This window comes from Clostridiales bacterium (assembly GCA_017569285.1).
In the GTDB taxonomy this organism is placed as follows: domain Bacteria; phylum Bacillota; class Clostridia; order Christensenellales; family Aristaeellaceae; genus Aristaeella.
Window position 1 is genome coordinate 92,713 of sequence record CP069419.1, and the last position, 13,939, is coordinate 106,651.

General features: G+C 50.1%; 14 protein-coding genes. 10 read left to right on the forward strand and 4 right to left on the reverse strand.

Annotated features, from left to right (window positions below; genetic code table 11):
• Positions 1–4: 4 nt before the first annotated feature.
• The 3 genes from JNO48_00445 to JNO48_00455 are packed head-to-tail and all read left to right on the forward strand — an operon-like array spanning position 5 to position 2,791.
• Positions 5–1,489, forward strand: a complete 1,485-nt coding sequence (locus JNO48_00445) for a DnaD domain protein (protein QTE68416.1) — start codon at positions 5–7, stop codon at positions 1,487–1,489.
• Entirely contained in the window at positions 1,482–2,450 is a 969-nt protein-coding gene (locus tag JNO48_00450; GenBank protein ID QTE68417.1) for an ATP-binding protein, read from the forward strand. Before JNO48_00445 ends, JNO48_00450 begins: the two co-directional genes overlap by 8 nt.
• A 2-nt stretch (positions 2,451–2,452) precedes the next feature.
• On the forward strand, positions 2,453–2,791 hold the full coding sequence (locus JNO48_00455) for an ArsC family transcriptional regulator (GenBank protein QTE68418.1): 339 nt from the start codon (positions 2,453–2,455) through the stop codon (positions 2,789–2,791).
• Between the two features lie 138 nt (positions 2,792–2,929).
• Here the strand turns inward: JNO48_00455 and JNO48_00460 are convergent, their stop codons facing one another.
• Both JNO48_00460 and JNO48_00465 read right to left on the reverse strand, forming a co-directional pair.
• Positions 2,930–4,225, reverse strand: a complete 1,296-nt coding sequence (locus JNO48_00460; GenBank protein QTE68419.1) for a SpoIID/LytB domain-containing protein — start codon at positions 4,223–4,225, stop codon at positions 2,930–2,932.
• Between the two features lie 409 nt (positions 4,226–4,634).
• The gene (locus JNO48_00465; GenBank protein QTE68420.1) at positions 4,635–5,705 is read right to left on the reverse strand and encodes a 6-phosphofructokinase; all 1,071 of its coding nucleotides are present in this window, start codon (positions 5,703–5,705) and stop codon (positions 4,635–4,637) included.
• A gap of 151 nt (positions 5,706–5,856) precedes the next feature.
• Here JNO48_00465 and JNO48_00470 point away from each other — a divergent pair, with 151 nt between their 5' ends.
• From JNO48_00470 to coaBC, 5 genes are read left to right on the forward strand one after another with little or no spacing between them, the layout of a single operon-like run.
• Positions 5,857–6,729, forward strand: coding sequence for a YicC family protein (locus JNO48_00470; protein QTE68421.1), 873 nt, complete (start codon positions 5,857–5,859; stop codon positions 6,727–6,729).
• A gap of 6 nt (positions 6,730–6,735) precedes the next feature.
• Positions 6,736–6,993: a DUF370 domain-containing protein gene (locus JNO48_00475; GenBank protein ID QTE68422.1), complete on the forward strand. Its 258-nt coding sequence runs from the start codon at positions 6,736–6,738 to the stop codon at positions 6,991–6,993.
• The gene (gmk, locus tag JNO48_00480) at positions 6,990–7,592 is read left to right on the forward strand and encodes a guanylate kinase (protein ID QTE68423.1); all 603 of its coding nucleotides are present in this window, start codon (positions 6,990–6,992) and stop codon (positions 7,590–7,592) included. The genes JNO48_00475 and gmk overlap by 4 nt, the downstream gene beginning before the upstream one ends.
• 16 nt (positions 7,593–7,608) lie before the next feature.
• Positions 7,609–7,827 (forward strand): DNA-directed RNA polymerase subunit omega, encoded by a 219-nt coding sequence (rpoZ, locus tag JNO48_00485; protein ID QTE68424.1) that lies wholly within the window; start codon positions 7,609–7,611, stop codon positions 7,825–7,827.
• A 2-nt stretch (positions 7,828–7,829) separates the two neighbouring features.
• Complete coding sequence (gene coaBC, locus JNO48_00490) at positions 7,830–9,041, forward strand: bifunctional phosphopantothenoylcysteine decarboxylase/phosphopantothenate--cysteine ligase CoaBC (protein ID QTE68425.1); 1,212 nt, start codon at positions 7,830–7,832, stop codon at positions 9,039–9,041.
• Here the strand turns inward: coaBC and rsfS are convergent.
• Complete coding sequence (rsfS, locus tag JNO48_00495) at positions 9,032–9,397, reverse strand: ribosome silencing factor (GenBank protein QTE68426.1); 366 nt, start codon at positions 9,395–9,397, stop codon at positions 9,032–9,034. The genes coaBC and rsfS overlap by 10 nt on opposite strands.
• Positions 9,398–9,463: 66 nt before the next feature.
• Complete coding sequence (gene yqeK / locus JNO48_00500) at positions 9,464–10,474, reverse strand: bis(5'-nucleosyl)-tetraphosphatase (symmetrical) YqeK (protein QTE68427.1); 1,011 nt, start codon at positions 10,472–10,474, stop codon at positions 9,464–9,466.
• A gap of 172 nt (positions 10,475–10,646) precedes the next feature.
• On the opposite strand from yqeK, the gene JNO48_00505 reads away from it, so the two are divergent.
• Both JNO48_00505 and JNO48_00510 read left to right on the forward strand, forming a co-directional pair.
• Positions 10,647–11,942, forward strand: a complete 1,296-nt coding sequence (locus JNO48_00505; GenBank protein QTE68428.1) for a hypothetical protein — start codon at positions 10,647–10,649, stop codon at positions 11,940–11,942.
• A gap of 127 nt (positions 11,943–12,069) precedes the next feature.
• A complete protein-coding gene (locus JNO48_00510; protein ID QTE68429.1) occupies positions 12,070–13,920 on the forward strand; it encodes an iron ABC transporter permease in 1,851 nt (616 codons plus the stop codon).
• Positions 13,921–13,939: the final 19 nt, after the last annotated feature.

Sequence of the window (13,939 nt, forward strand, 5' to 3'; positions counted from 1 at the left end):
AGGCGTGACATTCTCCTTTGATGATCAATTCACCATGTTTGATGTGACTCCGGTGGATAACCAGTTCATTCTTGAACAGCTTCCCGGAGCCCGGGGAGATTATGTCAAAGTATATCTTTACGGCCTGCTTTACTGTTATCATCCAAAGGAAGAAGCAAACCTGGACAATATGGCCCGGGACCTTGACATGACCCGTGAGGAAATCATGGCTGCATACCGGTACTGGGAACGGCATAAAGTCGTCCGGAGAATCAGCGATAATCCGCCGGCATGGCAGTATATCAATTTCAGGCAGCGTACGTTCGCCAGCGATGATGATACAGATCCTGAATATATCCGCTTCAGCCAGGATGTTGAACGTTCATTTGACGGAGTCCGTTCTTTCCGGGGCAGTGAAATTGCTGAAGCATACGAATGGAAAGACAGTATGCAGCTGCCTGCAGAGGTCATTATCATGATCCTCAGCCATATGGTTCGTACCCGCGGAAAAAGTTTTCGTATATCCGATGCACAGAAACTTGCAGTAAAGCTTGCTGAAGAAAACGCAAGAACGGAGGATGAAGCCGCTGAAATCCTTTCCCGCGATGAATCAGCTTCAGCCAACATGCGTAAAATCCTCCGGAAGCTCGGAAAGCGTTACTCACCTTCCGATGCCAACATGTCCCTGTACATGAAATGGACACGTGAATGGGGATTCAGCCAGGAAGCAATTGAAGAAGCCTGTGACCAGACAGGTACCAGCGATCCAAGCCTCGCGCTGGTGGATTCCATTCTGAAGAAAACATTTGAAACACAATCCTTCGGGCAGAATAAAACACTTGGACGGGAAACGGTACGCAAATCGTCCGACCGGCATGACCAGGCCAAGAAAGTCATGCATCAGCTTGGCCGAAACGGCAGTGTCACGGCTTACCAGGAAGAAATTTACAACCGGATGGCAGATTTGTATCCTTTTGAAATCATCATGTCTGCCGCAAGGGAATGCAGCCGGAAGAAGAAAGATCCCGAATCCGTTCTGAAGCTGCTTGAATCCTGGAAAAAACGTGGATTTACGCATCTGGAAGAAGTGGAAGAACATATCCGCCAGTTTCACGACCGGGAAGATTTTATCCGGAAAATCCGCAGCAGATGGCCTGTACGGGAAACCGAACCCGGTGAACGGAGCCTGGAGATGCTGGCCGAATGGGAAGAGAGCCTTGGCCTCAGCCGTGAACTGATCTTGAAAGCAGCTGATTATGCATCGGAAGCCAAGAACCCGATGAATTATACGGACAGACTTCTCAGGCGTTATGCGGAAAAGGGGATCCATACACCCGAAGAAGCTGAAAAGGACCGAACCGAGTTTGCCGCACAGTACAGGGATCTGTCAAAAGCCATTCCGCAGAAATCCGGCGGTAATTCCGGTTATGAGCAGCGCGATTACAGCGGAGAACAGGACGCAGCCCTCGAACGAATGATGAACGATACATGGGGGAATGAAAATGCGTGAGGATCTGATTCTTGAGCTTGAAGCGGAATTTGCCGGACGCCGTGCATCAGATGAAAGGGCAGAGACTGCCCGGAAGGACAATATCCGGATGAATTATCCCGATATTGACCGGCTTGTACTGGAACGGGAAAACCTGATACACGGTACGATACGCGGAATCCTGAACCGGAAGGAAACACGCAAAGATATTCCGGCAAGAATGGAGGAACTGAATCAGGAAATCAGGCATTCACTTCGAAATGCCGGCCTTCCTGAAGATTATCTTGCCCCGGTACGCCAGTGTACTGCCTGCAATGATACCGGATTTGTCGGATATCCGATCAAAGAACCATGTGAGTGTTTCAAAAAAGCATATCAGCAGAAAATCCGGGAACGGATCGGACTCGGAGGTGGAATCCGAGAGACATTTGAAGCGTTCGATTCCTCGTTTATTCCGGATACCCCCATTCCTGAAAAAAACTTCAGCCAGCGTCAGATGACCGAAAAAGCCCGCAGTATGTGTGAAAGATGGGCGAATCAATATCCGGATGTTCCTTACCGGAATGTACTTCTGACTGGCAAATCCGGCTTGGGGAAAACATTCCTGATGCATGCGATGGCCAACCGCATGATCGAGCGCGGTCTCAACGTTCTGGTCATCAGCGCCTATCAGTTTGTGGAATCCGCCCGGAAAAGTTATTTTGATCAGGAAGACAGCATGGACGAACTGATGAATGTTCCCATCCTGATGATGGACGATCTTGGCAGTGAACCATTGATCCGCAACATTACTGTGGAACTGCTTTTCAATCTGGTCAATGAAAGGATGATCCGGGGGAGAGCGACTGTTTTTTCAACGAACCTGAAACTGGAAGAACTCCGTGAACGTTACACCGAACGAATTGTTTCCCGGATCAGTGATCCGTCTACAAGCCTTGTGATTGCGCTGGAAGGGAAGGACCTTCGGAGGGTCGGTGTGTAAGCATGAATATCCAGATTTATTATTACGGCAAAAACTTTGACCTGCAAAAAGCGGAACGATATTTCAAGGAGCGCAGGATTCCATTCCAGAGCATGGACCTGAAAAAGCACCGGCTCGGCGAACGGGAAATCCGGCTGATGATCAATGGTATCGGAATGGATCAGATGATTGACCGTGACAACAAAAAGGTCAGGGAACATCCCGCATGTTATTATGACCGGGAATCCCTGATCATTCCGGCTGTCCAGGAATCGCCATGGCTTCTTCGGACACCGATCGTACGCAACGGCAACAGCATTACGACCGGATACCGGCCTGAAGTCTGGGCAGAATGGAAGTAATTATTCCGGACGGGTGACCTGAACCCCGCCCTTTTTCTTTTCTTCAGCATTTTTCTTTGCCTTGTTCCAGGCATGCATTGCCTCAAACGGGCCGACAACGGCTGAAATAATCACGACAATCCAGTACCATGGCATTGATTATTTTCCTCCGGTCTTCAGTTTCTGAAGGTATGACGACATCACATAACCTTCAGCAGCGTCTGTTTTGACATGGGCCCATCCCGGAACGTCCAGTTCGTCCAGGACAATCAGATGCTGATGCTTTATCAGCCGCATAACCACCTGAGAAGCCATGGAAGGACGTGACCGGAGATTCAGTGTGCTTCCGTCGTCAATTCCTTCCACAGCAGCCATATATGCGCCATCCGGAATATTTTTGTCCGTTACCGGCATCAGAGTTGCCTGCGGAGCCGGCTCAATCTCTTCGGATTCATCTGCAATATGCGGAATCAGGATTTCAGGAACAGAGACCGGAGCCAGATCCTGTGTATTCATCTTCCTGAGCTCGCTTCCGGGAAAATAAAACCGGATTATTTCCTCAAAACTCTTTTTTCCTTCCGAGGCCATCCACTGGGCACCGCGCTGGCTCAGCCCCACCCCATGTCCATAGCGTCCGGCCGTGATCTGAAAAAGAGTTTTCGTTTCATTAACAGTAACGATTTCATTTCCGTTTCCGCTGATCTCAATTCCAAGGGCAGCAAGCACATCTGGAAAAAGTTTCAGTGTAATGGTGAAAGAGCCGGCCGGTATGAACGGCCCGATTGTCCCGCCTGTCACTTTCCTGCCGGAAACGTCCAGTTTCATTTCCATTTCCGTATACAGACGGCTTGGAGCGGCATATTTCGGTTTTTTCAGGGATACCGATTCAATCCTGTCAATCCGGAATTCTGATTCACCGCCTGTAAACCCACCCGATATCCAGGCATCTTCCGAAAAAACAGCTTCCCGGATCAACCGGGTCATCCACCGGTATAATCCGGTTCCATCCTTCATCAATACGGCAGACCGGGTCAGGCTGTCCGGATTTGCCAGGTCCCATGGATCGTCCACCACCGCATAACAATCAGCATCAGTTTTACCTTTCCACACATTTTCCGGTATTTCCGTCTGGCCGCCATTGCTGGCTGAATAAAACCCGTCTGCTATTTTACCGTTTACGGTGACAACAATCCCTGCCGTATCCGAAACCGCTTTTGCTGCATTTTTATTGGAGGCTGATACGCCCTTAAATACCTGGTCATTGGTTGTGTCCACCACATCATAATCCCGTGTTCTGTTCATGTGCCTTACCGCATAGGTCCGGGCACAGACCGCCTGCGCTTTCAGCGCTTCCGGAGGAAAACTGTCATTCATCTCATACGGAACAACGCCCAGCAGATAATCTTCAAGGGCAAGAGAGATCACCGGCCTGATTTTTCCTTCTTCAGCCGTCAATACAAGATCTCCCGGATATAAACCTGAAGCGTTCATCAGGTATAAGCCTGAATCCTGACCGCCTGTTCCGCACCGGTTCAATGACATGGTTTTTCCAAATGACAGGGAGGCACCGTCGAGAAAAACCACCATCCGGTTTTCCCTGAGTTCAATATCGATCTGTGTATCCGGCTGAAGAAGCATCTCCATTCCGCTTTCACCCGTGATCAGATAAAGGCTTCCTGTTTTTATTTCCATATGCTGTCCGATATTCAGCCTGCGCAAAAGAACACGAAGCCGCATTTCTCCGTTATCCTCAGCTGAGGCTGATATTCCGGCGGCCCCGGCTGCGATGACCAGTCCGGTCAGAAATGCAAACAACCGGTATTTCAGCTTTCCAGTCATACACTTATTCACTCCCCGGGCTATTTCAGTCTCCGAAGCAAATGCCGATATTCCTTGCAGTTACGACCATATGATGATCCACCGGAACAGACTTTGGCACTCCGGCCACCTCACTGAGCGGATTATGGATAATATCATTTCCTTTCAGCGCGACGGTAACCCCGTAAACCTCATCCCGGATCAGTTCGGCCGCATGAACGCCGAATTCCGTAGACAATACACGGTCAAAGGCGCTGGGCGTTCCGCCTCGCTGGATATGACCCGGAACAACGCTTCTCGCTTCCACACCGACCTTTTCCTGCAGAAGTTTTGCGACATAAGCACTTGAAGAAAAATGCCCGGCTGAACGGCGTGCTTCGCGCTCTTTCTTTTTCAATTTGGCTTCTTCCTTATCCATCGCGCCTTCCGCAACGGCGACAATCGTGAAGCCCTTGTTGCTTTCAGCACGCCGTTTCACGACTTCCGCAACACTGTCAATCGTATAGGGTATTTCCGGAATCAGAATTACATCCGCGCCGCCAGCCACACCGGAATAAAGCGTCAGCCATCCGGCTTTATTTCCCATTATTTCAATGACCATAACCCGGCCGTGGCTGGCAGCAGTCGAATGGATGCGGTCGATCACTTCCGTGGCAATATCATTTGCCGTATGGAATCCAAAGGTGAAATCCGTGCCATACAGATCATTGTCGATTGTTTTGGGCAGCCCGATCACATTCAGGCCTTCCTGGCTCAGAAGATTCGCCGTTTTGTGGGTTCCGTTACCGCCGAGTGTCACCAGACAGTCCAGCTTCAGGGATTTATAGGTCTTTTTCATTGCGGCGACTTTGTCCACTTTATCTTCGCCGATTTTCCGCATATCACGGAACGGCGTACGGCTGGTTCCCAGGATTGTTCCGCCCAGCGTCAGAATCCCGGAGAACTGTTTCCGGTCCATCTCCGTATAATCTCCTTCGATCAGGCCGCGGTATCCGTCATGGATACCGATAATTTCAGCGTCAAACATCTCATAGGCAGCCCGGGCCACGCCGCGGATCGCTGCATTCAGACCGGGGCAGTCTCCGCCGCTGGTCAGGATTCCGATTCTTCTTTTCATCATCCGTTCCCCTTTCCAAATTGAGGATATCTCACCCATGCCATTACCTGATGATTATACCATTGAAGAGCATGGAATGAAATGGTTTTCTGCGGTTGCGTTTTCAACTTTCGGATGATATAATTTTCCGAAACAGATCGGAGGCGAAAGTATGCGGAGCATGACAGGCTGCGGCACGGGGGTTGTCCGTCGGGACGAATGGGAAGCAACAGTTGATATCAAGACCGTCAATCACCGTTTTCTCGATATCGGAATGCGCCTTCCGCGGAATCTCTCATTCCTCGAACAGCCTGTCCGGAACTGCATCAGTACCCGGATCCGCAGGGGACACGCAGATGTTTTTATCACGATCCGCAACATCAGTACTTCCGCTTCCCGCGTTGTCACTGATTATGACCTGGCAGCACATTACATCGAGATTGCACGGGAACTGTCCAGGCAAACCGGAGCGGAAAATGACATGACCGTCAGCCGGATTCTCCGGATGGAGGGTGTCACTTCCGTGGAAGAGGCAGAACTGAACCAGGATCTGATCACTGAAATCTGTACGGAAGCATCTTCCATTGCAATTGACCATCTGATCGGAATGCGGGAAATCGAAGGAACCCACCTGCGTACAGACCTGAGAACCCATCTGGATGCCGCAGCATCCCTGCGCGATCATATTCTGGAAAGAGCCCCCCTGGTTGTCTCAGAATACCGTGAAAAACTGGAAGCAAGACTGAAGACCCTTCTGTCTGAGAGTCCTGATCCGGTACGGATTTCGCAGGAAGTTGCCATTATTGCCGATCGCTGCGCAATCGATGAAGAACTGGCCCGCCTGGAAAGCCATATCCGTCAGTTTATGATTTACCTGGATGAAAAGGATGAAATCGGCAAAAAAATGGATTTTCTGGTTCAGGAGATGAATCGTGAAGCCAATACTATCGGTTCAAAAGCATCTGATGCTGCCATTGCCCAGTTCGTTGTGGACCTGAAGAGCGAAATTGAGAAGATGCGTGAGCAGATACAGAATGTGGAGTGATCGGGAATGAAGCTTGCCAACATCGGATACGGAAACATGATTTCCGTCCAGCGGCTGATTGCCATTGTTTCACCGGATGCCGCTCCTGTACGGCGGATGATTCAGGACGCCCGGGACAACGGACATGTGATCGATGCAACATGCGGTCATAAAACACGGGCTGTTCTCATTATGGATTCAGAACATATCATTCTCTCTCCGCTTATGCCCGAAACTGTCGCGGCCAGAATCGATGAAAGAAAAGAAGGGGAGGATATTCCGTGAAAGATTCCAGAAAGGGAATGCTCCTGGTTATTTCCGGACCGTCCGGTGCCGGAAAAGGAACCCTGGTATCCAAACTTCTTGACAAGGATCCCTCCTTTGTGTTTTCAGTCAGTGTCACAACCCGCGGAAAACGTGAAAATGAAATCGAGGATGTCCATTATCACTTTATTTCTGACGCGGAATATGATAAACTACTCGCCGAGGACCGGTTTCTGGAACACGCCAGTGTTCATGGCCATCGTTACGGAACTTTGAAAAGCGAAGTGTACGAGCGAATGGAACGCGGACAGAATGTGCTCCTGGATATTGATCCGCAGGGCGCCAGATCCGTGATGGAAAAGGAACCTGACTGTGTCAGCGTCTTTATCCTTCCGCCGAGTTACCATGACCTGAAGGTACGGCTCCATACCCGCAACACGGAGAAGGAAGAAGAAATCCAGCGGCGGCTTAATAATGCCAAAGGCGAAATTGAACAGATGGGCCGGTATCGTTACCTGATTGTGAATGATGACCTGGAACTGGCATTCGACCAGCTTCTGTCCATCGTGCGGGCAGAAAAACATAATTCTGTCCGTTATTTCCCGGTAGTTGAAGATTAACAGGAGGAAAGAAAAAATGTCCATTGTAGATCCCAGTGTCCTGGAACTGCTGAATCATGCCGAAAGCCGTTATACCCTGGTTGTTGAAGCCAGCAAGCGCGGCCGTGAGATCGTCAACGGCGCTATGCCGATGATCGATGCTGAGGGAATGAAGCCTCTGAAGGTTGCTGTTGAAGAGATCAACCGCGGACTTCTGACATACGACAATCCTGTTGAACAAGAGGAGCAGGCTTAATCATGGATCTGACCGGAAGAGAAATCGTTCTGGGCGTTACGGGAGGCATCGCGGCATATAAAAGTGCCGAGATTGTCTCCCGTTTGCGTCATCTGGGCGCCCATGTCCATGTGATTATGACCCGGAACGCCACGGAATTTGTTTCTCCGCTTACATTCCAGACCCTGTCGGCCAATCCCGTGGTTACCGACACATTTGCAGCACCTGAATACTGGAATGTTGAGCATGTTGCGCTCGCCAAACTGGCAGATATATTTGTTGTCGCTCCCGCGACTGCCAATATCCTTGCCAAGATGGCATGCGGAATTGCCGATGATATGCTGTCCACAACTTTGCTTGCAACAAAAGCACCCATCCTTGCTGCTCCGGCAATGAATACCGGAATGTGGACATCGGCCGCGACACAAGCCAACGTTTCAGTTCTTCAGGAACGCGGTGTACACCTGATCGGACCTGCCAGCGGGATCCTCGCCTGCGGAGACGAAGGCGCCGGCAGGATGAGCGAGCCCGAAGAAATCGTCCATGAAATTGAACGGATCCTTTCTGCCGGGCAAGACCTTACCGGACTGAAAGTGCTGATTACTGCCGGTGCGACCCGTGAAAGACTTGATCCGGTCCGATTCCTGACCAATGACTCCAGCGGTAAAATGGGATTTGCGCTGGCTGAAGCCGCACGGGACCGTGGTGCTGATGTGACCGTAGTTTGCGGAAGCGTTACCGCACCCATTCCACGGAATGTTTCTGTCATCCGAATTGAATCGGCGGAAGATTTACTGAAAGCCATGTCTGAACAGGCTCCGCTTCACGATATTGTTATCCAGGCAGCCGCCGTTGCGGATTACCGGCCTGCTGCCGCTGAAGACATGAAAATCAAAAAGAAAAAAGGGCAGGAGATGATTCTGACCCTCGTAGAAAATCCGGATGTCGCAAAAGCAGTCGGCAAAATGAAAAAAGACGGACAGACCCTCGTCGGTTTCGCAGCTGAAACAGATCATCTCCGGGAATTTGCGCAGGAGAAACTCACAAAGAAAAACCTCGACCTGATTGTTGCCAATGATGTGACAAAAGAAGGCGCCGGATTCAATACCGACACGAATATTGCCACGCTGATCAGCAAAACCGGTTCGAGGGATTATCCGCTGATGAGCAAGCGCGAACTTGCAGATATTATCCTCAATTCAGTCATTGAGATCCGAAGCGGAACTCAGTCCTGAACCGACTGGTCGAACGGCAGCGCCAGTAAATTGGTTCCATCGTTCCACAGGCGGTCCAGTCCGTAATAAGCCCGTTCATCCCGATGAAACAGATGAACCATAATATATCCATAGTCCAATACAGCCCAACGCCCTTCATTCCGGCCTTCACTGCGACGCAGCTGAAGGCCTTTTTTCGCCATCAGTTCATCGACCGCGTCCGTCAGGCTGGATACCTGGGCAGCTGTCCTTGCGGTTGCAATCACCATATAGTCACAAAGTACAGTCAGATGGCTTACATTCAGTACAACAATATCTGAGGCTTTCCGTTCATACAGAAGACGGGCTGTATCCAGTGCAGATTCCTGATAATCCATTCAATATTCCTCCATTTTATTATTCAACCGTGTTAACGGCCAATCCCATCCATAAATACCGTCCGCTTACTGAACATCCTGGGATCTGAGCCAGTCAATCGTATCCCGCGTACGGGGATGCAGATACCATCCGTTTGAGAGAACCTGGTCACGGACTCCTTCCAGGGACAGCAGAAGCGCTTTCTCAAGGGATGTTTCCGCAAGGCATCGGATTTCGTCCAGATGCGGATACGGCATTCTTCCCGGTTCAATGGAATCAGCAAGGCATACACACATGGAAAGGCGGCTCATTCCAGGACGGCCGGTATTATGACTGGCAACCGCATCAATAATATCCGGATCAGTAACTCCATACATCCGCTGAATCAGGCACGCGCCGGCAATTGAATGAAGCAGGGAATCCTGACTTAGCATTTGCTCATCCACAATCATTCCGTTTTCAGCGATAATCCGTTGCATTTCCGCCAGTGAAAGGTTTTTGGCACAGTCATGCAGAAGTCCAGCTTTTTCTGCCTTTTCCGGATTTTCCCCAAATCTTTCGGCCAGAAGGCGGGCAGTCGCCGCAACCGAAAGTGAATGGGCAAAGCGGTGAGGCTTCAATGCAGAAAACAGGCATTCCAGCCATCTGCCGGATTCCACGATCCTGGCCGGAATACCATATAAACCGGCCGCTGAAATATATTCATATACAGGAAGCGGAACAGATATGGAGCCGAAGCATACATTGCGTGAACCAAGCCTGATTTCTCCAACAATCATATTATTGAATCCGGATACTGTATCTGCCGGTTCGCTGATAATAACCAGTTCATCATCCGGATATTTCCCCTGAAGGAATTCCATCCTTTCCGCAATGCATTCCTGTTCTGTCCTTACCGGAATAAGGTTCGCGGTATCCGAGCAGGCGGCAACGAGCATGCGCCACCGGATCCCGTAAGATTCTTCTGCCTTTCCGGACAAAAGACCCATCAGCACAAATGAAAGCCCCAGTTTCCCGGCAGCGGAAAGCGCAGCCTCCAGGTGTCCGGCATTTACCGGGTCAAATCCATCAAAAAAAACCCCGACCTTCCGCTTCATCAGGAAAAGCCCCTTCACTTCTTATGCATCTGCTTTATTATAATCGAAAAATATAAAAGATTAAAGAGCAAGAAAATGTAAAATCCGGTGTTGATTTTTCCCACAAATTGATTATAATGACTGTAAAGGGCAGGCGAAACTGCCACACAATAAAATAAAAGGAGATTTCGGTATGAAAAAATTTTTTTGCATTGTACTTGCATTGCTGATGGTGCTTTCCATGGTATCATTTGCGGGTGCTGAAACCCTTGAGGAAATCATTGCCCAGGCTCAGACCATGCCCAATGAAGAACTGTTCAAAAAGGCGATTGAAGAAGCCAACGGAAAGAGCCTCCTGGGTATCGGCAACTCCAGCCGCGGAAAAACCGCAAAAGAAACCTTCATTGAAGTACTGAAAGGCATAGATCCGAATTTCGACACGACGATCGAATGGACCCAGCCCAAGAACAACACGATCTTTGAAGCCCTGAAAGGATCGAATGAATATTTCGTCACCCTGATCCAGGACGGCAACCAGATCCAGAGCAAGATGCTGAATACCGGCGAACTGCTCAATTTTGTTCCTTATGACTGGGCAAACGCAGAAGGTGTTGCCAAGGAAAACAACGAGAATCCGCTTGCGCTCCAGACTCTGAACAAGGTATTCGAGTTCAACAATGTCGGCGGAGCTTCCTACAAGAACTGCTGGGACTTTGTTGCTCCCGATGTGCATCCGCTCTTCATGGGCGTTAACTCTGAACCGGTCGGCAAGAACTTCCTCTATATGCTGACCCGCGATGATTATGCCGCAATCGTCAAAGATGCATACGACAAGCTGGATGCAGACAAGCAGGCGGTATTTGCTCCGACCGTGGAGGAAATGGAAGCCGAAGCTGCCGATCTGGGCTTTGAGGGTGAAAACATCAAGTATGCCCTTGCATGGATCAAGCTCTGGTGCGAACAGTATCACGAGGAAACCGATGACGGCCCGATCTGCACAACCCTGGTTGACAAGAGCGCTGCCGGACAGTGCGGTCTGCTTGTTTATTCCAAACTCCGCAGTGTGGAAGAGAGTGAATCCGTATCTGTCAACAATGTCACCGTTGCCGCATATCAGGATGATTATGAAGGCTTCGGCGGTTATGCCTACAAGCACTATATGATGATCCCGAAGGCAACCCAGTATCCGTGGACGGCCTGCGCTTTCATCGCCTATATCACGACCACCCAGGAAGGTTTCAAGGCCTGGGGCAAGGATATGGGCGGTTACGCTCCTGTGCCTGCCTGCATGCAGGATCACAGCAAGGATGGCAACAAGCTGGATGAAAACGGAAACCGCACGGATGAAGTTGAATTTGCAGCCAAGAATGACCGCGGCTATGACTGGTGGCTGAATGAAGGAAAGCTGATTGTGGAAGATCCTGCATACTGCGCTTCTGTCGCTGACACGATGGGCGACTGGATCGACCTGATTATCGGTATGAAGTAAGAAATCTTCAGGATAGCCCCTGGGCGGCGCACCGGTATCGGTACGCCGCCTATCCCTATTGATGGGTTTAATTTTTTCCTGCTTTATCCAATTAATAAAGCAGGATGATCTGAAAGGGGACTGAGAAATGACAGCCATTGCGATCTCCCGTATCAGTCCGTGGAAAAGACGGCTGAACAGAGTCAGGAATTATCTTTCCAAGCCCCAGAATGCCATTCTTCTGGCACTGGGAATCATCCTGACCATTACGACTATCTGGCCCGCATTCTCCATTGTCCGGGATACAGTGACAATCCACCAGGGAACGGTTGATACCCGCGGAGCTGCAGAAGGACAGGTTTATACTACATACAACTGGACCGATCTGTTTGCTCCAGCTACCAATACCGCGCGGAAACTGGCCCAGATCAACCTGTGGACACCGCTGCTGAACTCTGTCCTCCTGAGTGTATTTGCCTGTATCGGCTCCATTTTTTACGGCGGACTTTTTGCATACCTGGTTACACGAACCAACCTCAAATTCAAAAAATATCTGAGTTCCATCTTTATTTTCCCCTATATCATGCCGCAATGGACCCTGGCGGTGATCTGGCGCAACCTGTTCAACAGCAACCTGATCACAAAGGGTGCTGACGGCCTTTTTGCTTCTGTACTGGGAATCCGGATGCCGCTCTGGTGGTGCCAGGGCATGTTCCCGAGTGCCGTTGTGCTTGCCCTGCATTATGCACCTTTCGCATACATCCTGATCGGCGGAATCTTCCGGAATATGGACGCCAATCTGGAAGAAGCCGCTACCATCCTGAATACACCCCGCTGGAAAACATTTCTCCGTGTCACGCTTCCCCTGGTTAAACCTGCCATTCTGAGCACAATCCTGCTGGTTTTCTCCAGCGCCATGGGTTCCTATCCGATTCCCCATTACCTGAAACTTTCCACCCTTTCCACAAAATACGTTGAAATGAATGTGCAGCGTACCGGTGAGGCAAGCATCCTGGCGGTCATCATGATGCTTTTCGGTATCGGAATCCTGCTGGTTAACCAGAAAACGACATCCGGACGCAAGAACTTTACCACCGTTACCGGAAAATCCGGCCAAAGCAGTGTCGTAAATCTCGGAATCGGAAAATACATCCTTTCCGCAGTTTATATTCTGACCACACTGTTCACCGGTATTGTTCCGATTATCATGTTTGCAGTTGAAACATTCCTTCCTAATCCGGGTGATTACTCGTTCCTCACCAGCGGCGCTGCAGGGAACCTGACATCCAAATGGTGGCTGACCGCAGAAAATGTTTCCGAAAACGGCATGTACGGCCAGAAGGGAATGCTGTTCAACGAAACAATATGGAACGCTTTCGGCGGAACATTGCTGGTTGCCATATGCTGTGCCCTTGTTGCCGGCACCATCGGTACACTTGTCGGGTACTGTGTCAGCAAAAACCGTCGGAGCAAATGGGCCGGCTATGTGAACAACATGGCATTCCTGCCATACCTGATGCCCGCGCTCGCAGTCGGCGTCGCATTTGCCAAATTCGGGTCTTCCGTCGGTATTTACAATACATTCCTCCTGCTGATTCTTGCCGGCACTGTCAAGTACATCCCGTTTGCAAGCAGAAGCGCTTTGAACTCCATGATGCAGCTTTCCGGTGAAATCGAGGAAGCTGCCATTATCCAGGATGTTTCATGGTGGAAACGCATGACCCGCATTATTATTCCGATTCAGAAGTCCAGTATCATCAGCGGTTATCTGCTTCCGTTCATGACCTGTCTGCGTGAGTTGACGCTGTTCATGCTGCTGTGCAGCCAGTCCAAGATCATTACAACACTTCTCGATTATTTCGATGAAATGGGCCTGTATGCATTCTCCAGCGGCATCAACCTGATCCTGATCGTGGTGATTCTGCTGTTCAACGCACTGATCAACAAGCTGACCGGCGCAAGTATTGACAGCGGAATCGGCGGCGGCAGTTCCAAATAATAGAGAGGATGGATGAAAT